General features: G+C 60.9%; 21 protein-coding genes. 13 read left to right on the top strand and 8 right to left on the bottom strand.

The window, feature by feature from the left end:
• Positions 1-13: 13 nt before the first annotated feature.
• Together ASD58_RS08545 and ASD58_RS08540 are read right to left on the bottom strand one after the other, a co-directional pair.
• Complete coding sequence (locus ASD58_RS08545; RefSeq protein ID WP_057260692.1) at positions 14-1,336, bottom strand: sorbosone dehydrogenase family protein; 1,323 nt, start codon at positions 1,334-1,336, stop codon at positions 14-16.
• Between the two features lie 8 nt (positions 1,337-1,344).
• Entirely contained in the window at positions 1,345-1,605 is a 261-nt protein-coding gene (locus ASD58_RS08540; RefSeq protein WP_057260691.1) for a hypothetical protein, read from the bottom strand.
• An 89-nt stretch (positions 1,606-1,694) separates the two neighbouring features.
• Here ASD58_RS08540 and ASD58_RS08535 point away from each other — a divergent pair, with 89 nt between their 5' ends.
• On the top strand, positions 1,695-2,552 hold the full coding sequence (locus ASD58_RS08535; RefSeq protein WP_057260690.1) for a DUF3667 domain-containing protein: 858 nt from the start codon (positions 1,695-1,697) through the stop codon (positions 2,550-2,552).
• Here ASD58_RS08535 and ASD58_RS08530 read toward each other — a convergent pair.
• The 4 genes from ASD58_RS08530 to ASD58_RS08515 form a co-directional block, all read right to left on the bottom strand.
• Positions 2,536-3,231 carry an alpha/beta fold hydrolase gene (locus tag ASD58_RS08530; RefSeq protein ID WP_229209937.1) on the bottom strand — a complete coding sequence of 232 codons (696 nt, stop codon included), beginning with the start codon at positions 3,229-3,231 and terminating at the stop codon, positions 2,536-2,538. The two genes, ASD58_RS08535 and ASD58_RS08530, sit on opposite strands and share 17 nt — an antisense overlap.
• Entirely contained in the window at positions 3,215-3,625 is a 411-nt protein-coding gene (locus ASD58_RS08525; protein ID WP_057260688.1) for a hypothetical protein, read from the bottom strand. Before ASD58_RS08525 ends, ASD58_RS08530 begins: the two co-directional genes overlap by 17 nt.
• A gap of 6 nt (positions 3,626-3,631) precedes the next feature.
• Positions 3,632-4,075: a hypothetical protein gene (locus ASD58_RS08520; protein ID WP_057260687.1), complete on the bottom strand. Its 444-nt coding sequence runs from the start codon at positions 4,073-4,075 to the stop codon at positions 3,632-3,634.
• A gap of 129 nt (positions 4,076-4,204) precedes the next feature.
• On the bottom strand, positions 4,205-4,582 hold the full coding sequence (locus ASD58_RS08515) for a VOC family protein (protein ID WP_057260686.1): 378 nt from the start codon (positions 4,580-4,582) through the stop codon (positions 4,205-4,207).
• Between the two features lie 139 nt (positions 4,583-4,721).
• On the opposite strand from ASD58_RS08515, the gene ASD58_RS08510 reads away from it, so the two are divergent.
• Together ASD58_RS08510 and recN are read left to right on the top strand one after the other, a co-directional pair.
• The gene (locus ASD58_RS08510) at positions 4,722-5,621 is read left to right on the top strand and encodes an NAD kinase (RefSeq protein ID WP_057260747.1); all 900 of its coding nucleotides are present in this window, start codon (positions 4,722-4,724) and stop codon (positions 5,619-5,621) included.
• The gene (recN, locus tag ASD58_RS08505; RefSeq protein ID WP_057260685.1) at positions 5,621-7,267 is read left to right on the top strand and encodes a DNA repair protein RecN; all 1,647 of its coding nucleotides are present in this window, start codon (positions 5,621-5,623) and stop codon (positions 7,265-7,267) included. The genes ASD58_RS08510 and recN overlap by 1 nt, the downstream gene beginning before the upstream one ends.
• Positions 7,268-7,399: 132 nt before the next feature.
• On the opposite strand, the gene ASD58_RS31135 is transcribed toward recN, so the two are convergent.
• Entirely contained in the window at positions 7,400-8,128 is a 729-nt protein-coding gene (locus ASD58_RS31135) for a hypothetical protein (protein ID WP_156401202.1), read from the bottom strand.
• Positions 8,129-8,530: 402 nt separating this feature from the next.
• On the opposite strand from ASD58_RS31135, the gene ASD58_RS08500 reads away from it, so the two are divergent.
• From ASD58_RS08500 to ASD58_RS08465, 8 genes are all read left to right on the top strand, one after another.
• Positions 8,531-9,103, top strand: coding sequence for a hypothetical protein (locus tag ASD58_RS08500; protein WP_057260684.1), 573 nt, complete (start codon positions 8,531-8,533; stop codon positions 9,101-9,103).
• A 118-nt stretch (positions 9,104-9,221) separates the two neighbouring features.
• Positions 9,222-10,274, top strand: a complete 1,053-nt coding sequence (gene hemH / locus ASD58_RS08495; RefSeq protein WP_057260746.1) for a ferrochelatase — start codon at positions 9,222-9,224, stop codon at positions 10,272-10,274.
• A gap of 384 nt (positions 10,275-10,658) precedes the next feature.
• A complete protein-coding gene (gene grpE / locus ASD58_RS08490) occupies positions 10,659-11,204 on the top strand; it encodes a nucleotide exchange factor GrpE (protein ID WP_057260683.1) in 546 nt (181 codons plus the stop codon).
• 70 nt (positions 11,205-11,274) lie between these two features.
• Positions 11,275-13,215, top strand: coding sequence for a molecular chaperone DnaK (gene dnaK, locus ASD58_RS08485; protein WP_057260682.1), 1,941 nt, complete (start codon positions 11,275-11,277; stop codon positions 13,213-13,215).
• An 85-nt stretch (positions 13,216-13,300) separates the two neighbouring features.
• Positions 13,301-14,425 (top strand): molecular chaperone DnaJ, encoded by a 1,125-nt coding sequence (dnaJ, locus tag ASD58_RS08480; protein WP_057260681.1) that lies wholly within the window; start codon positions 13,301-13,303, stop codon positions 14,423-14,425.
• A 5-nt stretch (positions 14,426-14,430) separates the two neighbouring features.
• The gene (locus tag ASD58_RS08475; RefSeq protein WP_057260680.1) at positions 14,431-15,084 is read left to right on the top strand and encodes a carbonic anhydrase; all 654 of its coding nucleotides are present in this window, start codon (positions 14,431-14,433) and stop codon (positions 15,082-15,084) included.
• 235 nt (positions 15,085-15,319) lie between these two features.
• A complete protein-coding gene (locus tag ASD58_RS08470; protein WP_057260679.1) occupies positions 15,320-16,099 on the top strand; it encodes a hypothetical protein in 780 nt (259 codons plus the stop codon).
• A 21-nt stretch (positions 16,100-16,120) separates the two neighbouring features.
• A complete protein-coding gene (locus tag ASD58_RS08465) occupies positions 16,121-16,600 on the top strand; it encodes a hypothetical protein (protein ID WP_057260678.1) in 480 nt (159 codons plus the stop codon).
• On the opposite strand, the gene ASD58_RS08460 is transcribed toward ASD58_RS08465, so the two are convergent.
• Positions 16,586-17,494, bottom strand: coding sequence for an alpha/beta fold hydrolase (locus ASD58_RS08460; protein ID WP_057260677.1), 909 nt, complete (start codon positions 17,492-17,494; stop codon positions 16,586-16,588). The two genes, ASD58_RS08465 and ASD58_RS08460, sit on opposite strands and share 15 nt — an antisense overlap.
• A 67-nt stretch (positions 17,495-17,561) precedes the next feature.
• Between ASD58_RS08460 and ASD58_RS08455 the strand changes: the two genes are divergently transcribed.
• Together ASD58_RS08455 and ASD58_RS08450 are read left to right on the top strand one after the other, a co-directional pair.
• Positions 17,562-19,016, top strand: coding sequence for an NAD(P)/FAD-dependent oxidoreductase (locus ASD58_RS08455; RefSeq protein WP_057260676.1), 1,455 nt, complete (start codon positions 17,562-17,564; stop codon positions 19,014-19,016).
• Between the two features lie 19 nt (positions 19,017-19,035).
• On the top strand, positions 19,036-19,626 hold the full coding sequence (locus ASD58_RS08450) for a UdgX family uracil-DNA binding protein (RefSeq protein WP_082565301.1): 591 nt from the start codon (positions 19,036-19,038) through the stop codon (positions 19,624-19,626).
• Positions 19,627-19,700 lie beyond the last annotated feature (74 nt).

The raw sequence follows: 19,700 nt of genomic DNA, 5'->3' as shown, positions 1-19,700 counted from the left end.
TGTATTGGTTTTCTCAGCGACCCGCCGGCACCACGCGCCATACCACGTTGCCCACGTCGTCCGCCACCAGCAAGGCCCCCGTTTTATCCACCGCCACGCCTACCGGCCGGCCCTTGGCCTTGCCGTCGCGCGTCAGGAAGCCAGACAGGAAGTCCACCGGCGGCCCGGATGGACGCCCTTCGGCAAACGGCACGAAGGCGACTTTGTAGCCGCTGAATTCCTTGCGGTTCCATGAGCCGTGCTGGCCGATGAAGGCGCCGCCTTGCCAGCTTGCCGGGAACAGCTTGGCATCATAGAAAGCGAGGCCGAGGGAGGCGGTGTGCCCGCCCAGCGCGTAATCCGGCATCACGGCCTTGGCCACCAGGTCCGGGCGCGGCGACTTGACGCGCGTGTCGACGCGCTGGCCATAGTAGCTGTAGGGCCAGCCATAAAAGGCGCCATCCTTCACGGAGGTCAGGTAGTCCGGTACCAGGTCCTCGCCCAGTTCATCGCGCTCGTTGACCACCGTCCACAGCGCCTTGGTTTTCGGCTCCCACGCCATGCCGTTTGCGTTGCGCAGGCCTGTTGCGAACAGGCGTGACTTGCCGGTGGCGCGCTCATATTCCCAGATCGCGGCGCGGCCTTCTTCCTTATCCATGCCGTTCTCTGCGACGTTGCTGTTCGAGCCCACCGTCACATACAGGAAGCGGCCATCCGGGCTGGCCGTGATGTTCTTGGTCCAGTGGTGGTTGATCGGGCCGGCCGGCAGGTCCAGCACCTTGATGCCTGCCGCGCTGATGGAAGTTGCCCCCTCGTTGTAGGGGAAGCGCACTACGGCGTCGGTATTGGCGACGTACAGGTCCTTGTCGACCAGCACCATGCCGAAGGGCGAGTTGAGGTCCTTGATAAAGGTGCCGCGCGTTTTTGCCACGCCGCGTTCGTCGATATCGCGCAACAGCGTGATGCGGTTGGCGGAAGGCGTGACCGACCCGGCCTTTTTCATTTCGTGCTTCATGATGGCGCCCTTGATGCCTTTGCCATCTTCCGGCTTGGGCGGCGCGGCCGTCTCGGCGACCAGCACGTCGCCATTCGGCAGCACGTACAGCCAGCGCGGGTGGTCGAGGTCGCGCGCATAGGCGCTGACGCTGAAACCCGAGGCGGGCAGCGGCTTGTCGTCGCCCTTCCAGCGTTCGACCGGCGCCACGTTGACGGTCGGGATCAGCTTTTTGTTTGGCTCCGGCAGGCTAGGGTTGGGGCCCCAGCTTGCCGGGTAGCTCTGCGCCAGTGCGTATTGGGCCAGTGCATATTGGGCCAGTGCTGCGGCGCAAGCTGCGAGCGAAAGGGTGGCGGTTCGCATGGCGGGCCTCAATCGCGTTTGGTGCCGGGAAGGGGATGCGCCTTCGACTCGCTGCCGGCCTGCGGCTTTTGCAGGCCTGGCTTGCCGTGCAAATCGGTGTCGACCAGGCCCTGCTCGACATCTTCCGCTGCCTGGCGGATCACGCTGCGCGTCTTCTGCTGGGTTGCGCCCTGCGGCGACTCGTCGCGCTCGTGCGGTAGGCGCTTGCCGGCGCTGCGGTCCACGGGCGTCTGCGTGTTGACCTTGCGGTCCTTGCTGTTCGGTTCCATGGTGTCGTCCTCCTCAATTCATGGTAGCGAAGGCTTGCAGCGGCGGTCGCCAGCTTGAACAGAAGCAATTCCACGGGTAGCATTGCAATATGGATATCGCCACCGACAATACTTGCCGCAACTGCGGCGCCACCACTTCCGGAAACTTCTGCCATATGTGCGGGCAGGAGACCCACCTGCATGCGCCAAGCTTCAGCGAGTTCATGCACGAGTTCATTGGCCACTACGTTGCGCTGGAGGGGCGCCTGTGGGGCACGATCACGCGCCTGCTGTTCCGCCCCGGCTTGCTGACCGCGGAATACGTGGCCGGGCGCCGCAAGCGTTACGTTGAACCGTTGCGGCTGTACCTCTCGCTCAGCATCATTTTCTTCGCCGTGCTGAAGTTCAGCGATGCCGGCGTTGCGACAGTTGATCCCCGTCCGCTGCCTCCGGGCGCGACGCAGCAGGTCGCTCCGGCGAAAGAGCAGCCTGCGATTGTCAACGAAAGGCTGCAGCAGGTACTGCAAAAGGAGACGCCCGGCATCTCCCACTCCATCGAGCGCTTCGACAGGATGAATGACCACGAGAAGAGCGCCGTGATGCAGGCAGGCTTCTATAAATACGCGCCCTACGCGATCTTCCTGCTGATGCCGGTATTTGCATTGTGGCTCAAATTGCTCTACCTCGGCACCGGCAAAAAGTACGGCGAGCATATGCTGTTTGCGCTGCATAGCAATGCATTCGCCTTCGTGATGCTTGGCGTATTTATCTTCCTGCCCGACGGATTCCTGAAGTTTGTTGCGCTCTGTTGGGTGGCGGGCTACCTGCCGTGGGCGATGCAGCGCGTCTACCAGAAAGGCAAGTGGGGAACCTTCTGGCGCTGGGTTCTGCTTGGCCTGCTGCACGGCGTTTCGCTGGCAATCGCCGTCCTCGGCGTGATGGGGCTGGGGATTATCTCTGCCCACTAAGCCGTACAAAGGCCGCGACTTCGCGCGCGGCCTGCTCCGGTACTGTTTGCAGCAGGAAGTGCGGTGCATCGAATTCGGTCACCGCGGTGGCCGGTTTGAGCTGCGCTACCAGCGTTGCCGCCGCACGCGGCACCAGCCAGTCGCGCGTCGCACGCAAGTAAAGAATCGGCACGGCGCATTTCTCCAGCCGGTCGCTGACATCGACCGCCAGCACCGCACGCATGCGCGCCTTCAGTGCAGCGGAACTCACTAGCCTCAATGCCGCTTTGAACGGCGCCCGCATCCGGGTATCGACCAGCCAGCTTGCCGGCAGCGCTTTCAGCGGGATTAAGCCGAATAGCCCCTTCAATACCGCCAGTCCTGGCCTCGGGCTGCGCGCAAACGTGCAGCACAACACCAATCCTTGCAACCGGCCCGGTGCCGATGCCGCAATTGAGATTGCAATCGGCCCCGAAAATGACTCGCCCAGAAGAACATAAGGTCGGTCGGAAGGAATCGCCGCCCGGGCAAGCGCCTCCAGCTGCTCGTACCCGCCGCAATGGTCGCCCGGATACCTCACCACGCGCACATCGAATTCCCCGCCGAGCGCTGCGATGAATGGCGCGAAAAGCTCGCCCGTCCCGTCCATGCCGGGCAACATGACGATGGTGTGCTTTAACTCTTTATTTGAGTGATCCACGGCGATACAGCCACACGCTATAAGCAGTAATCACGACGGTCAGCGCGAAGTCGGCCAGCGTCGTCGGTCCGTGGTTGTTGGTGAACAGCCTGACGACACTCCATGCGAGGTAAGCTCCGAACGCATAGGCGCCGGCTTTCCTCATGAAGAAGAGTAGCATTGCAGACGTGAAATGAAACAGCGGGAAGAGAAATCCCGCCAGGAACGCAACTGGCGACAGGGTACCGGTTGAAATGGCTAAATCGAGCTGTTGCCAGCCGCTGGATACCAGGTAAATCAATGCGCCAAGCTGGAACGTGCACAAGGCCGCGATCAGGTAGACCGGGACAGGACGCTTGTGCTGGTCGCCAGCGCTCAAGTCGGAACGCGGCGGAGCGTACAGGTTGTCGGCCACGTTTCGCTATTCCTGCCAGAAGTCGAATTTGGTGCTGCGGGCGTTTTTGTTCTGGCGACGTGTGCGTTCGGCAGCCTGGCGGGCTTCGGTCTCGGCGCGCTGGCGCTGGCGGTCTTCTTCGGCAGCTTGTGCCTTGGCGGCGCGCTCGGCGTAGACGCTGTCCAGGCGGCGCTGCGATTCGAAGCGCTCGCTGATGTTCTGGAGGTGGATGGCTTGCTGGGCCAGCGCCACCACCCACGCGATCGCCAGTGCCCACAGCACGAAAGTGTAGAACGATTGCCAAGACCCGAAAGAACCTTCCAGCAGGGGCCGCGCCTGGCCCAGCGCACTCTGGCCGACAAACGCCAGCAGGCCCGCCATGACACCCAAGACCACCGTCCCAAGCAACTGCCGCTTGGCCTGGAGGCGCATCTGGTCAAGTTCAAATTGGGCTTCTGATACGGAATCCATGGCGCGGCAAAGGGGAGCAAATCTCTCGATAGCTTGAATTCTACCGCACCTTGCCGCCTGGAAAGCCGCAGATGGCCTGCATTTGAGATGGATCAGTACGCCAAACGTTCCTCGCGCCCGGTCAGTTCCTCATTCCGCAGCTGTCGGCTGCCACAGTTCGACCTTATTCCCGTCCGGATCGATAAACCAGCCAAAGCGGCCGTAGTCGAAGGACTGGACATCGCCCACCAAAGTGCCGCCGCCATCGGCGACCTGTTTCAGCGCGCCGTCCAGGTCATCCACAATGAAATTGATCATGAACTCGCGTTTGGACGGGGCGAAATAGGAAGTCGTGCTTTTGAAGGGGCTGAACACCGTAGCGCCATTCGACGGCATCGTGGCCGGAGCGAAGGAAGCGTATTCCTTGGCCTCGGCGGGCAAGCCCAGGCAAGCCTGGTACCAGGCCATCAGCGCTTGCGGGTCCTTGGACTTGAAGAAAATCCCGCCAATGCCCAATGCTTTTGCCATTCCAGTCTCCCTTGTTATATACTGTGCAAACATACAGTATTTATTAGCGTATCGGCCAGCGTCGCAATGCATGGCATGAGCAAGCATTATGGGTTACTCTGCTGCGTGTTGCCACCCCCATATTTTGACCGAGATTTATATGTCCGCTACGCATCCGATGTACAACACGATTGCCTTGGTTGTCCGCCCCAATACCACCGGCATCGAAGAACCGGTGCGCGATGTGTTGGACTTCCTGAAGCAGGGCGGGTACAGCGTGGTGCTGGAGGCGGACACGGCCGAGCACCTCGCCATCTCGGATATCCCCTCGATGAGCGTGCAGGGCATTGGCGAGCGCGCCGACGCTGTAGTCGTGATGGGCGGCGACGGCACCATGCTGGGCATCGCGCGCCAGCTCGCGTCCTACGATACGCCGCTGATTGGCATCAACCAGGGCCGCCTCGGCTTCATGACCGACATCCGCCAGGAAGACATGCTGCCCGTGCTGGGCCGCATCCTCGGCGGCACGCACAAGGCTGAACGCCGCACACTGCTGGAAGGCCGCGTCATGCGCGAAGGAAAGGCGATCTTCTTCGGCACTGCCGTCAACGACGTCGTGGTGTCGCGCGGCGCCGGCGCCGGCATGGTGGAACTGAGCGTCGATGTCGACAACCAGTTCATGTACAACCAGCGTTCAGACGGCTTGATCATCTCCACCCCGACCGGCTCCACCGCCTATGCGCTGTCGGCCGGCGGCCCGCTGCTGCATCCAACCCTGGGCGGCATCGTCATGGTGCCGATTGCACCGCACGCGCTGTCCAACCGCCCGATCGTGCTGCCCGATTCCAGCGAAATCGTGATCGAGATCAAGCGCGGCAAAGACACCACTGTGAACTTTGACATGCAGACTTTCGCCAGCCTGGCGAATGGCGACCAGATTCATATCCGCCTGTCGCCGCACACTATCACCTTCCTGCATCCGGAGGGCTGGAGCTACTACAACACCCTGCGCGAAAAGCTGCACTGGAACGAATACCCTTCTACTGACGGCAAAATCTGATGCTTCGAACCCTGTCCATCCGCGATTTCGTTATTGTCGATTCGATTGAGCTTGAATTTTCCCCTGGCTTCACAGTCTTCACCGGCGAAACCGGTGCCGGTAAATCCATCCTGATTGATGCACTGACGCTGGCGCTGGGTGGCCGGGGCGATGGCAGCATGGTGCGCGAAGGCGCTGCCAAGGCCGACATCACCGCCGACTTCGCGCTGACCGAACAGGCACAAGACTGGCTCGTGGCGAATGAGTTCGCGGTGGAGGAGGGCGGCGCATTGCTGCGGCGTGTGATCGACAACGCTGGCCGTTCCAAGGCCTTCATCAACGGCGTGGCTGCGACGGCGGGGCAATTGCGGGAGCTGGGCGATATGCTGGTGGACATCCACGGACAGCACGCGCACCAGTCGCTGCTGAAAGCCGATTCGCAGCGCGAACTTCTGGATAACCAGAGCGGCGCCAATGTGCGCGAAGTGACGGCGGCATATCGCGCCTGGCGCGCTTTGTCGAAGCAGTTGGAAGAATACGAGGCCAACGCGGCCAACCTGCAGTTCGAGCGCGAACGCCTGGAGTGGCAGGTAACGGAACTGGACAAGCTGGCGCCGAAAAAAGGCGAGTGGACGGAAATCGGCAATGAACATTCGCGCCTGTCGCATGCGGCCAGCCTGCTGGAAGGCGCGCAGGAAGCACTGGGCGTGCTATCCGAAGCGGAAGATCATCCAGTGCTTTCGCAGGTCACCACCGTCGCGTCGCGGCTCGGCAAACTGGTGTCGGTGGACGCCGAGCTGCAGCCAGTCGTCGACCTGCTCGAATCGGCTCGCATCCAGTTGCAGGAATCGGTGTATGCGCTGAATAACTACATGGACCGGGTGGAGCTCGATCCTGAACGCCTGCGTCAAGTCGATGCGCGCATGGAAGCGCTGCATTCGGCCTCGCGCAAATTCCGCGTGCTGGCCGATGAACTGCCGGACGAGCATGAGCGCTTGTCGGAAAAGCTGGCGCAGCTGGCCGATGCCGCAGACCTGGAAGGCTTGCGCAAGCAAGAAGAAAAGCTGAAGGCTTCTTATCTCGCATTGGCCGCGGAGCTGTCGGTGACGCGCGCGAAAGCGGCGCACGCGCTGGGTGCAGCTGTCACGCAAGGCATGCAGGAGTTGAGCATGTCCGGTGGCCGCTTCGAAATCGCGCTGCGTCCGTGCGATCCGACTGCCTACGGCGTGGAGCAGGTGGAATTCCTGGTAGCAGGCCATGCCGGCGTTGCACCACGTCCGTTGGCCAAAGTGGCTTCGGGCGGCGAACTGGCGCGCATCTCGCTGGCGATCTCCGTAATCACCTCGCACGCAACGACAGTGCCGACCCTGATCTTCGACGAAGTCGATAGCGGCATCGGCGGCGGCGTGGCGGAAGTGGTCGGCCGACTGCTCAAGCGCCTGGGACAAGAGCGCCAGGTGCTATGCGTGACGCACCTGCCTCAAGTGGCAAGCCAGGGCAACCAGCATTTCCAGGTCGTCAAGGGAACTTCTGATAACGGCCGCACCGCCTCGCGCATCGAAGTGCTGGACCAGAAATCGCGCATCGAAGAAGTAGCGCGCATGCTGGGCGGCCTGGAAATCACTGCCACCACCCGCAAGCATGCCCGCGAGCTGCTGGCTTCCTGAATACGCCATGCCTACTTATATCTGTGTTATTCCAGTGGATTGCCGCCTGCTAGGGGAAGATGACTTGCGGCACTCCGTGGCGCTGATCAACAAGTGGCAAACCGGGAAGCCAGCGCTATTGGCCGGCCCACTTCAGTCAAGCAGCAAATCCTCTTGTCGGCGATGGACTTTACGGCGATCGGGTGAATTTAGCTGCGCGTTTTCCGCAGACACTATCGCGTGAATGTCGGGCTGAAGGTGCGCTTGCGTTGGGATGGGAGGTATTCGGGGAAGGCGCTGAACGGGCGGTGGCAGCACGCTCGAGAATTTTGGCCCAGGTTGCTCGGGCGGCGATGGTGCGGCAGCCGGTGTTCGGGCGACTTGTGGCTCCCGGGGGCGGGCCAGCTCGCGGCGGACAGCATCGGCTCCTCGCCAGTGATTTTCGCCTGGGAACAGCAACGCTACTTCCGACCACGCACTTCGGGAAATGCCTTTGCAGCGACAAATGAATTCGTGCGGCGATACTGCATTCCCGAGATGCACGATGTTGTCGCCAATGACTTCGGCATAAGCGTAGCCTGAACGGTTCCAGACGCGCAGCTGGGTGCCCTCGGGTAGGAATACCTTTTTCCATTGGTAACCACGCAGGCGGATCCCCGGTACTTCGCCGCCCTCGGTACGAGCCAGCCATTCTTCAATCGCCATTGCGGCGAGCTCGCCGGCGTTCAGCTCGGCCTGATGTGCATCCGCATACTGCAGTAAGCGGCACAAAGTGGTGGCGGGTATCGCCAGGCTTGCTATGTCTTTCATGCTGTTTTCCTCCGCTGTTTTGCGCTGAAACGCGCTGTTTTCCGCTGTTTCTTCTTTGATCACTGTACGCACGGGTAGTTCCCGGAAAAACAGCGGGAAACAGCGGAAAACAGCAGAAAACAGCGGCTCATTTCAGCGAAAACGACATACGCAGTTGGGAGGACGTCCCTCACTTCAGTAGGAGCCGGCCGGCAACTGGAGGAGGAATATTCGAAATTGCTTTCGAAGAGCTCTTGCGCTGATGCTGAAGCGGGAAATGGACGCACACGATCGAGCAGCAGAGCGCACAGCTTGCTCATTCAACGCGCAAATAGCGTACCGACTCAAAGGACTGATATAGTGCCAAACCCGCTGCCCGCTTTCTTTCATCGAAGTCTGCGCCTTGATAAAAGGGCTAACGCAATTCATCGAATTGTTGAAGGAGTGCGTCTACGAGAAACTTGGGATTCAAATTAATAAAATGGCGAATAGACGATGGATCCAGTTAGCGAAGTAAGAATTCTTGCCGAGTATGTGAGCGAGCACCCAGAGTTTACGGAAGCAGAGGCTCTGGATGCGCTTATCCGCGCCGGCGTTGGCATCTCGGTTGCCAGCGATGTTTACTCGTTCACCCAATCAGCTTGGGCGAGGGCGTTGGTCGCTCCGATTGGCATGAACTTCTCGGACGAATACATCGTTGCGAACGAGTCTGGGGAGATACTCTCACGTGGGAAGGTTTCGTCTCAAGCGCACTTCATAGCGGCGACCAAGCTCGTTGCTGACTACTACCGGACGAATGGTTTCCTTCGGCTTGCTGCAAGTTCTTCCGAATATGGGGCGATCGAGCAAATGGAGCGTGCAGGAAAAGACCCGAGTAAAGCCAAGGCCGCGCCGCAAATTCGCATCATTGGCGAAGTCACCCCGGAGGCTGTGAACAGAGTGCTCGCTCAACTAAACGTTTCGAAGCCTCCTGACCCCGATGAGGTTGCCAAAGCTTTTTCTGAGCACAGCCTTGAAGACACCGTGGATGGCGGAGTTAAGAGGCGTCCGTGGTGGCGTCTGTGGTAAATCAGGCTGTCGCGATCCTATAGAGTCTCAATCAAATATGCTGGAGGAAGGCGCCCGTCAGTCCCAGCAGTACCGGGTTTATAATGGCGCGCCCACGAATAACAAAAAAGTACCCAAGATGCCGTTCGCCAAAGAACCCGCCCTCCAGCCAGGCTCCGTTTCCAGAACCGCCGTGGTATTGGTCAATCTCGGCACGCCTGACGAACCGACGCCGGGCGCCGTGCGCCGCTACCTGAAGGAATTCCTGTCCGATCCGCGCGTGGTCGAAATTCCGAAGGCGGTCTGGTGGTTCATCCTGAACGGCATCATCCTGCCATTCCGCTCCAAGCAGTCGGCGCAGAAGTACGCTTCGATCTGGACCAGCGACGGCTCGCCGCTGAAGTTCCACACGCAAGCGCAAGCCAAGCTGTTGCGCGGCCTGCTAGGTGAGCGTGGCCACAACGACGTGACGGTAGCCATGGCCATGCGTTACGGCTCCCCATCCCTGCCCGAAGTCCTCGGCAAGCTCAAGGCCGATGGCCACGACCGCATCCTGATCCTGCCGGCCTACCCGCAATATTCTGGTACCACCACCGCCTCGGTCAGCGACGCCGTGTTCGACCACTATAAGAAGGTGCGCAATATTCCCGAGCTGCGCTTCGTGCGCGATTACCACGACCACGACGGATATATCGACGCGCTGAAAAAGACCGTGCTGGCCCATTGGGAATCCAACGGCCGCGGCCAAAAACTGGTGATGAGCTTCCACGGGGTGCCAAAACGTACCATCGACCTGGGCGACACCTACCAGCGCGAATGCATGGAAACCGCCCGGCTGCTGGCGGCCAAGCTGCGCCTGAACGAGAATGACTACCTGGTCACCTTCCAGTCCCGATTCGGCAAGGCTGAGTGGCTGCAGCCCTACACCGCGCCGACTGTGGCGCAATTGGCAAAAGACGGGGTGCGCAAGCTGGATGTGATCTGCCCGGGTTTCACCAGCGACTGCCTGGAAACCCTGGAAGAAATTGCAATGGAAGTGCGCCACGACTTCCTGTCCAATGGCGGCAAGGAGTTCAACTATGTCCGCTGCCTGAACAGCCATCCGGCCTGGATCGCTGCCCTGACCGAGGTTGCCGAGCAACACATGATCGGCTGGCCGACCATGTCGTCCATGCGCAAGCTGCGCAAGTAGCCAGTTGTTAGCACTTGCGGGTGGTGAGTGCTAACCTGCTAAAATAACTGGTTAGGGGAAGAGTTCGCTGAAGACGATCACCGCCGTAGCAAGGAAGCTCCACGCGATGATCGATGCTGTAATAAATGGCAACTTCATGATGCGCTCCGAGGGGACGCGGTGTCCAGGCACCGCATAGATTCATCTTAGTCAAAACCCCCGGTTTACGTATCTCAGAGCTTTGTAAAATTTGTAACTCTTCAGTTACAACAATCCCGCGGCGTGCGCCGGGCCTTTGCACTGAGGGGCAGAATACCCCTTGAAAAGATAGGGGCAAGCCCCATTTCTTGCCCGTGCAGGAAGCAACAGATGTCAGATAAACACGATTTTGTAGGAGTCTTTTAGATGCAAGACCAGGAAAACCAGCCAAGCCAGAACCCGGAAGTGGAGCAGGCAGAAGAGCAAACGACTCCCGCCGAAGCCCCTGCGATGTCCGACCTGGAAGCGCAGCTCACGGCAACCGAGGCAAAACTGGCCGAAATGCACGATGCATTCATGCGTGCCAAGGCGGAAGGCGAAAATATTCGCCGCCGCGCCCAGGAAGACGTTGCCAAGGCCCACAAATTTGCCGTCGAAAGCTTCGCCGAAGCCATGGTGCCGGTGAAAGACAGCCTGGAAATGGCGCTCAAAGTCGACAACCCGACCCTGGAATCGCTGAAGGAAGGCGTCGAAATGACCCTGAAACAGCTCAATTCCGCCTTCGAGCGCAACCGCCTGATCGAAGTGATGCCGGCGGCCGGCGAAAAGCTGGACCCGAACAAGCACCAGGCCGTGGCCATGGTGCCGGCCGAGCAGGAAGCGAATACCGTCGTCACCGTGCTGCAAAAGGGTTACATGATTGCGGACCGCCTGCTGCGTCCCGCCATCGTGACGGCTGCCCAGCCAAAGTAAGCACTTGAAAAGAAACACAAATTCCACATATAAGAAGTAATTAAACTTAGTACACAAGGAAGAACAAATCATGGGCAAAATCATCGGTATTGACCTGGGCACCACCAACTCCTGCGTCGCCATCATGGAAAATGGCGCGCCGAAGGTCATCGAGAATGCGGAAGGCGCGCGTACCACCCCTTCCATCATCGCCTATCAAGAAGACGGCGAAATCCTGGTTGGTGCACCTGCCAAACGCCAGGCCGTCACCAACCCAAAGAACACCCTGTTCGCGGTGAAGCGCCTGATCGGCCGCAAGTTCCAGGAGAAGGAAGTCCAGAAGGACATCTCCCTGATGCCTTACGAAATCATGAAGGCCGACAACGGCGACGCCTGGATCGGCGTGCGCGACAAAAAACTGGCTCCTCCTCAAATTTCCGCAGAAGTGCTGCGTAAGATGAAGAAGACCGCGGAAGACTACCTGGGCGAAGAAGTGACCGAAGCGGTCATCACCGTGCCTGCGTACTTCAACGACTCGCAGCGCCAGGCAACCAAGGACGCCGGCCGTATCGCTGGCCTGGAAGTCAAGCGCATCATCAACGAACCTACCGCAGCCGCGCTGGCATTCGGCCTGGACAAGACCGACAAGGGCGACCGCAAGATCGCCGTGTATGACCTGGGTGGCGGTACTTTCGACGTGTCGATCATCGAAATCGCCGACGTGGACGGCGAGAAGCAGTTCGAAGTGCTGTCGACCAACGGCGACACCTTCCTGGGCGGCGAAGACTTCGACCAGCGCGTGATCGACTACATCATCGACGAATTCAAGAAGATCAACGGCCTGGACCTGAAAAAGGATCCAATCGCCCTGCAGCGTATCAAGGCATCGGCCGAGCGCGCCAAGATCGAACTGTCGTCCTCGCAGCAGACCGAAATCAACGAGCCTTACATCGCCATGGCGAACGGCGCTCCAGTCCACCTGAACCTGAAGATGACCCGCGCCAAGCTGGAGTCCCTGGTTGAGGAACTGATCACCGCCACCATCGAGCCTTGCCGCACTGCGATCAAGGACGCCGGCGTGAAAGTGTCCGACATCGACGACATCATCCTGGTCGGCGGCATGACCCGTATGCCTAAGGTGCAGGAGAAAGTGAAAGAGTTCTTCGGCAAGGATCCACGCAAGGACGTGAACCCTGATGAAGCAGTGGCCGTCGGCGCCGCGATCCAGGGTGCAGTCCTGTCGGGCGACCGCAAAGACCTGCTGCTGCTGGACGTGACCCCGCTGTCCCTGGGTATCGAAACCCTGGGCGGTGTGATGACCAAGATGATCCACAAGAACACCACGATTCCTACCAAGTTCTCGCAAGTGTTCTCGACCGCCGACGACAACCAGCCGGCCGTCACCATCAAGGTGTACCAGGGCGAACGCGAAATCGCTGCCGGCAACAAAGGCCTGGGCGAATTCAACCTGGAAGGCATCCCGCCAGCAGCACGCGGCACCCCGCAGATCGAAGTGACCTTCGACATCGACGCCAACGGCATCCTGCACGTGGGCGCGAAAGACAAGGCCACCGGCAAGGAAAACAAGATCACCATCAAGGCAAACTCCGGCCTGTCCGAAGAGGAAATCCAGAAGATGGTGAAGGACGCCGAGCTGAACGCGGAAGAAGACAAGAAGCTGAAGGAACTGGCCGAGTCCCGCAACCAGGCCGACGCGCTGGTGCACTCGACCAAAAAGTCCCTGACCGAGTACGGCGACAAGCTGGACGCCGGCGAGAAAGAGAAGATCGAAGCTGCGATCACCGCCCTGGAAGCCACCATCAAGGATGGCGACAAGGCAGCGATCGACGCCAAAGTGGCAGCACTGTCCGAAGCTTCGCAGAAGCTGGGCGAGAAGATGTACGCTGACATGCAGGCGCAGCAAGGCGCGGCCGGTGCCGAAGGCGCTGGTGCCGGTGCACAGGCTGAATCCAAGCCGGCACAGGACGACGTGGTCGACGCTGACTTCAAGGAAGTCAAAGACAACAAGTAAGCTTCAAATCCGGTCAACTCTATGACCTGCCGAGCCGAGCATCCATCAGGGGCTCGCTCGGCTTTTTCGCATAAATTGGTACACCATGGCAAAGCGTGATTTTTACGAGATCCTCGGGGTCGCTAAGAACTCGTCCGAAGACGAAATCAAGAAGGCCTATCGCAAACTCGCGATGAAATATCATCCGGACCGCAATCCGGATAACAAAGAGGCCGAAGAGAAGTTCAAGGAGGTCAAAGAGGCCTACGAGATGCTGACCAACCCGGAGAAGCGCGAAGCGTATGACCGTTACGGTCACGCAGGCGTTGATCCGAATATGGGAGCGGGCGGCGGTGGCGGCTTCGGCGGCTTTGGCGACGCCTTCGGCGACATCTTCGGCGACATTTTCGGCGGCGGTGGCCGCGGCCGTTCTTCCGGCCCGCAGGTTTATCGCGGCGCCGACCTGCGCTACAACCTGGAAATCACCCTGGAGCAGGCCGCCCACGGCTTCGACACCACCATCCGCGTGCCGAGCTGGGACAAGTGCGATACCTGCCACGGTTCCGGCGCCAAGCCGGGCACCCAGCCAGTCACCTGTTCCACTTGCGGCGGCCACGGCCAGGTGCGCATGCAGCAGGGCTTCTTCAGCATCCAGCAGACCTGCCCCAAGTGCCACGGCACGGGCAAGATCATTCCAGAGCCATGCCCATCGTGCTCCGGCGCTGGCCGCATCAAGCGTAACAAGACGCTGGAAGTGAAGATCCCGGTCGGCATCGACAACGGCATGCGCATCCGCTCCACCGGCAACGGCGAGCCAGGCACCAACGGCGGGCCGCCTGGCGACCTGTATGTGGAGATCCACATCAAGCCGCACGCGGTGTTCCAGCGCGAAGGCGACGACCTGCACTGCGAAATGCCGATCAGCTTCGCCAAGGCGGCGCTGGGCGGCGAAATCGAAGTGCCAACGCTGGACGGCAAGGTGAGCTTCACCATTCCGGACGGCACCCAGTCCGGCAAGACCTTCCGCCTCAAGGGCAAGGGCATCAAGGGCGTGCGCTCCGGTTATCCGGGTGACCTGTTCTGCCATGTCGCCGTTGAGACCCCGGTCAAGCTGACCGACAAGCAGAAGGACCTGCTGCGCGAATTCGAGCGTTCCACTACCGAGGGTGGTGCGAAGCATAGCCCACAGACCAAGTCCTTCATGGACAAGGTCAAAGACTTCTTCGAGTGACAAACATGAGCGACGACGTACTGAAGCACCTGCTGGAAAACAACCGTAAATGGGCCGAGGCGAAAATCGCCAAGGACCCGGACTACTTCCGCGACCTGTCGATGGTGGGGCCGGAATATCTGTGGATCGGCTGCTCCGATTCGCGCGTACCGGCAAACGAACTGCTTGGCCTGCCGCCAGGCAAAGTGTTCGTGCACCGTAATATCGCCAACGTGGTGGTGCATTCGGATTTGAATGCGCTGTCGGTGCTGCAGTTCTCGATCGACGTGCTGAAGGTGAAGCACGTGATCATCGTGGGCCACTATGGCTGCAAGGGCGTGCACACCGCGCTGACCGGCGGCCGCGTGGGCCTGGTCGATAACTGGCTGCGCCACGTGCAGGACGTCGCGCAAAAGCACGAGCGCTACCTCGGCTCCGCGCTGAACGATGTCAGCAAGCAGAGCGAGCGCCTGTGCGAGCTGAACGTGGTGGAGCAGGTCGCCAACGTCTGCTCCACCACCATCGTGCAGGACGCATGGGACCGCGGCCAGGAACTGACCGTGCACGGTTTCGTGTACGGCTTGAAGGACGGCCTGCTGAACGACCTGGGCATGAACGTTAGCTCCCAGGCTGACTTGCAGCCCTCGCTCGAAGCCCGCCTCGCGCAATACGCTTCCTGATCCAGAGGCCCGCAAATCGCGGGCCTTTTTTCCATTCCCGTGCGGCCAGCCTGGTGCAAGGATTGCGACGGCCTTTGCATAGCGGAAGACATCGCACCACTGCGTACCATTGAAGCGGCATACGGCGCTGCGCGTAGCGGACGTTGCTCAAGCATGCCGAATGCGGGTTTGGATTCATCGAACCGGTAGCTACGAGCCTACTGTCGAGGATTGAAAAGCATGTACACTCGCGTATATGCGTAAATCGATAGCTACCTTCCTCGCCGCCCTGGGCACGCCGCTGCGCAGGGGACTGGAGAATTTCGCACCTAGCCAGCAACTCGTCGTGAAGGCTGGGGATGTGCTCGTCCAGCCGGCACCGGACGGCAAGTCCTGGTCCGCCCTCAAAGTGTTTGCTGTCGAAGGCGCGACTGCCCATTGCATGACCTACGAGCCGTCGACCGTCAAGCCCACGTTGGATACGCTGGCGCATGCCGCTGTACGCATGGCGCATGCGCCGCGTGCCACCGCATCATTGGCTGAGGGCTGGGAGCTGGCCGGCAACCAGCCCGCTTCCGCGCGCGAGCTGCAAGGCCTGAAGTACATGGACTTCGAACTCTATGTGCACCTGACCGGGCAGGATGTCGGCGCCATCATGAGCACCGCCACCGAACATTTCGAACGCGCCGGCATGCATGCCGCTGAGGGCCGCAGCATCGAAGCCATCAACGAATACGGCAAGGCCATCGAACTGTACCCGGCCTACACCGACGCGCTGGACAAGCGCGCCTTCGCCTTCATGGAACTGGGCCTGTATGAAAAGGCACTGCGCGACCTCGATGAATCGCTCTACCTTAATCCGGAAGGCATGTCCGCCTTCTTCTCCAAAGGCGAATGCCTGATGAAGCTGGGTCACCTCGACGAAGCGCAGGCCATCTTCATCGAGGGCCAGGAACGCTTCCCCGAGCACGCCACTCAATTCAATGAATTCCTCAAGCGAACGCGCGCCTTTGCGCTGACCGGCCGTCCCGCATAGCGGCCCTGCCTTGCCCCAGCCATGAAAGTTGCGTTCAAAGTACTCCTGTTTTGTTTAGTGCCAGGGCTTGCTGTGTCCATCGCGGCGCTTTTCGGAATGCCGGGAGCGCGGGACGGGAATGTACACATTGCAGGAGACTATTACTTCACGCATTCCGGTGGCGACCAGAATTCGATCATTGAGGAGCACGCCGGAGCATCCCGCTTTGTCGTCCATATGAAGGTTGAAGAGTTTATTGTGCAAGGCGACGGGATCCTCGTCACCAGGCGCCCTGTCCTGCGTGCGGAGAGCGCCAACAATCGCTGGGAATACCGCCTCCCCGACACCTGCGAGTATTACAGGATCGACGTAGCGGAACGTAAGGTGCAAGGGCCATTCACGTTGACCGACGTGAGAAATCGTGCTGAGTGGGCCTTCCATGAACAACGCCGGGCGCGCGGTGATTTCGGCGCGACGAGGTGTAAGCTGGACGCCATCTGGTCGCCGTCAAGTAGGGTTTGACGGGGCACGGCTTCGGAATTCAAGGAAATCGCGCGCTGTGCGGCCCGTCGCCTCCAGCATTGGCAAGTGGCCTATGCCGTCCATCACGACAAGGCTTGCATTCGGCATCAGGGCCATGGTGGCAGGTCCACCTTTCGGGCTGAGGATGCGGTCTTCGGAGCCCCACACGATCAGCGCCGGCGTTTCGATGGGCCCCCGGAGGTGCGGGGAAGCCACCAGCTGCTTCATAAGGTCGCAGTGCAACGGGTAGTCCGCTACCGCGCGTCGCGCGAGCACATGCTTCAGCGAATAGGGAAAGAAGGGCGGCCTAGCCATGCAGCTTGCCATCATTGTTGCGAAGTCGCCTGGCGCTGGCACCAGTAGCGGCATGCCGCCGCCGGCCAGATATTGCTGGAAGGCCGGGGATTCAAGCGTTTCTTCCGTACCGGCGGGAGCCAGCAGCCACAGGCTCTCCACCTGCTTCGGGTAGCGTGCCGCGTATTCGGCGGCGATGAAACCACCCATTGAGTTGCCACCCATGTGGAAACGCTGCACGCCCAGCTCCGCCATGAAGGCTCGCAGGTTTTCGACTTGCGCCGCCATGTCGTGCTTCGCGGATGGATCGCGGCGTGCATCGCCAAAGCCCGGCAGGTCGGGAATGACGACGCGGAAGTGCGGGGCCAGCAGGCGGGCGATGCGGGTGAAGTTGTCCTTGTCGCCGGCGAAGCCGTGCACCAGCAGCAGGACCTCCTTGCCTGTGCCGCTGTCGAGATAGGGCAGGGAAGCATGCCGCAGTGTGAGTCCGGAACGCTTGCGCTCCAGCGCAAGTGAAGCCCGGGCCAGCGGGGCTGGCAATAACCGGTCCGCCGCTGCGAGCGCCAGCGCCACGCCGCCTAAGGCGTACAAGAAGAACATCCGCACCTCCGTATTGACTTGTTATTAATGCAAAATTATAGTCTGCCAAACCATCCAGGGGGCGGCAATGGATTACGAAGTAGTGATCGTGGGTAGCGGCTTTGGCGGCATATGCAGCGCAATCAAGCTGAAGGAAGCCGGCATCGACAACTTCATCATGCTGGAAAAAGATGAAGTATTCGGCGGCACCTGGCGCGTCAACACTTATCCCGGCGCTGCCTGCGATATTCCCAGCCACCTTTACTCGTTCTCCTTCGCGCAGAACGCGCACTGGAGCCGACTGTTCCCGCGGCAGGACGAGCTGCTCGAATACACCCTGCGCGTGGTGCGCGAACACGACCTGGAGCGGCACCTGCGCCTCGGCACGGCGCTGCACTCCGCGCAGTTCGACGAGGCGGCCGGCCGTTGGCGCATCGCGACCAGCAAGGGCGAGCTGACCGCGCGCGCGGTGATCTTCGCCATTGGCCTGCTGGGCCGCCCCAGCAAGCCGCAATTCCCCGGCATGGAACGCTTCCAGGGCCTCAGCTTCCATTCGGCGCAGTGGGACCATGGCGTCGACTTGCGCGGCAAGCGCGTGGCCGTGATCGGCAGCGGCGCCAGCGCGGTGCAGTTCGTGCCGGAGATCCAGCCGCAAGTGCAACAGCTTGACCACTACCAGCGCACCGCACATTGGGTGCTGCCACGGCCCGACCGCGCCATCACGCGCGTCGAGCAATGGCTGCTGGACCGCGTGCGCCCGCTGCAACTGCTATACCGGGCCAAACACTATGTGCAGTTCGAATCGCGCGTAGTGCTGTTCATTTTCCTGCCGGCGCTGGCAAAGATCATGCAATGGCAGGCCATGCGCCACCTGAAGCGCCAGGTCGCCGATCCGCAACTGCGCGCCAAGCTGGTGCCTGATTACACGCTGGGCTGCAAGCGCGTGCTGCTGACCAATGACTACTATCCAGCGCTATCGCGACCCAATGTGGCGGTGCTGAAAGACGGCATCCGCGAAGTGCGTGAGCACAGCATCGTCACCGGCAGCGGCGAAGAACGCCCGGTCGACGTCATCATCTACGCCACCGGTTTCGACGTCGAACACGCCTACGGCCCGATCGAGCTGCGTGGGCGCGGCGGCTGCAGTTTCGCGCAGGCGCTGGAGCAAGGCGCAGGCGCATACAAAGGCGCCACCGTGACGGGCTTCCCCAACTTTTTCATGATCACGGGGCCGAATACCCTGCTGGGCCATAACTCGATGGTCTACATGATCGAATCCGGCGCGCGCTATGCGGTGGACGGCGTGCGCCGCCTGTTGCGCGACGGCCTGCACTCGGTCGAGGTGCAGGCGGAAGTACAGGGTGCATACAACCGCAAGCTGCAGCAGAGGCTCAAGGGCACCGTGTGGCACACCGGCTGCAAGAGCTGGTACGTCGATTCGCGCGGCCGCAACCTGGTGATATGGCCTGGCTTCACTTTCCACTACCGCCACATCACGCGGCGTTTCGATATCGGCAGTTACATCGTGCGCCGCTCGGCCTGAAGCTTCGTACAATGGGCTGATGAAAGCCAAGCCGGACGCGCAACAGCCAGCCACGCTGGATGAGTGCCGCCGCTGCGACTTGTGGCGCAATGCCACGCAGCCGGTCGGCGGGCAAGGCGCGCGCCGCGCCAAGCTGATGCTGGTCGGTGAGCAGCCGGGCGACCAGGAAGACCTGGCCGGCAAGCCCTTCGTCGGTCCCGCCGGCGACTTGCTCGACGACGCACTGGAGGCAGCCGGCATCGACCGCCGCCAGGTCTACATCACCAATGCGGTCAAGCACTTTAAGTGGGAGCCGCGCGGCAAGCGCCGCATGCACAAGACGCCCGCGCAGAAGGAAGTCGCGGCCTGCCACTACTGGCTTGAGGCGGAACTGGAAAGCGTGGCACCGGACGTCATCGTCGCCCTCGGCGCGACGGCCCTGAAGTCCATCCTGCAAAGCGGCAGCGTGGCACTGAAAGACTATATGGGCCAGCCCGTCGAACGCGGCGGACGCTGGATCATCGCCACCTACCATCCTGCCTATGCCCTGCGCGTTCCCTCCAGCGAAGCGCGCGCCGCCGCCCGCCGGGCCATCGTCGACGCCCTGCTGCAAGCCAAGCGCTTGCTCTGATGCGTTGTCAGCGCGGCCGCCGCTTGCTATTGTGGCATTTCCTGAAACCCGCGCAGCTGGCCGATGCGGCTTGA

Source organism: Duganella sp. Root1480D1 (genome assembly GCF_001427305.1).
Taxonomy (GTDB): domain Bacteria; phylum Pseudomonadota; class Gammaproteobacteria; order Burkholderiales; family Burkholderiaceae_D; genus Rugamonas.
The sequence above is the reverse complement of the archived record's forward strand: the minus strand, read 5'-3'. Positions and strand labels throughout refer to the sequence as shown.

Coding starts and splice junctions, on each gene's coding strand:
- ASD58_RS08545 (WP_057260692.1), bottom strand. CDS start 1,336: ATGCGAACCGCCACCCTTTCGCTCGCAGCTTGCGCCGCAGCACTGGCC.
- ASD58_RS08540 (WP_057260691.1), bottom strand. CDS start 1,605: ATGGAACCGAACAGCAAGGACCGCAAGGTCAACACGCAGACGCCCGTG.
- ASD58_RS08535 (WP_057260690.1), top strand. CDS start 1,695: ATGGATATCGCCACCGACAATACTTGCCGCAACTGCGGCGCCACCACT.
- ASD58_RS08520 (WP_057260687.1), bottom strand. CDS start 4,075: ATGGATTCCGTATCAGAAGCCCAATTTGAACTTGACCAGATGCGCCTC.
- ASD58_RS08515 (WP_057260686.1), bottom strand. CDS start 4,582: ATGGCAAAAGCATTGGGCATTGGCGGGATTTTCTTCAAGTCCAAGGAC.
- ASD58_RS08510 (WP_057260747.1), top strand. CDS start 4,722: ATGTCCGCTACGCATCCGATGTACAACACGATTGCCTTGGTTGTCCGC.
- recN (WP_057260685.1), top strand. CDS start 5,621: ATGCTTCGAACCCTGTCCATCCGCGATTTCGTTATTGTCGATTCGATT.
- ASD58_RS08500 (WP_057260684.1), top strand. CDS start 8,531: ATGGATCCAGTTAGCGAAGTAAGAATTCTTGCCGAGTATGTGAGCGAG.
- hemH (WP_057260746.1), top strand. CDS start 9,222: ATGCCGTTCGCCAAAGAACCCGCCCTCCAGCCAGGCTCCGTTTCCAGA.
- grpE (WP_057260683.1), top strand. CDS start 10,659: ATGCAAGACCAGGAAAACCAGCCAAGCCAGAACCCGGAAGTGGAGCAG.
- dnaK (WP_057260682.1), top strand. CDS start 11,275: ATGGGCAAAATCATCGGTATTGACCTGGGCACCACCAACTCCTGCGTC.
- dnaJ (WP_057260681.1), top strand. CDS start 13,301: ATGGCAAAGCGTGATTTTTACGAGATCCTCGGGGTCGCTAAGAACTCG.
- ASD58_RS08475 (WP_057260680.1), top strand. CDS start 14,431: ATGAGCGACGACGTACTGAAGCACCTGCTGGAAAACAACCGTAAATGG.
- ASD58_RS08470 (WP_057260679.1), top strand. CDS start 15,320: ATGCGTAAATCGATAGCTACCTTCCTCGCCGCCCTGGGCACGCCGCTG.
- ASD58_RS08465 (WP_057260678.1), top strand. CDS start 16,121: ATGAAAGTTGCGTTCAAAGTACTCCTGTTTTGTTTAGTGCCAGGGCTT.
- ASD58_RS08460 (WP_057260677.1), bottom strand. CDS start 17,494: ATGTTCTTCTTGTACGCCTTAGGCGGCGTGGCGCTGGCGCTCGCAGCG.
- ASD58_RS08455 (WP_057260676.1), top strand. CDS start 17,562: ATGGATTACGAAGTAGTGATCGTGGGTAGCGGCTTTGGCGGCATATGC.
- ASD58_RS08450 (WP_082565301.1), top strand. CDS start 19,036: ATGAAAGCCAAGCCGGACGCGCAACAGCCAGCCACGCTGGATGAGTGC.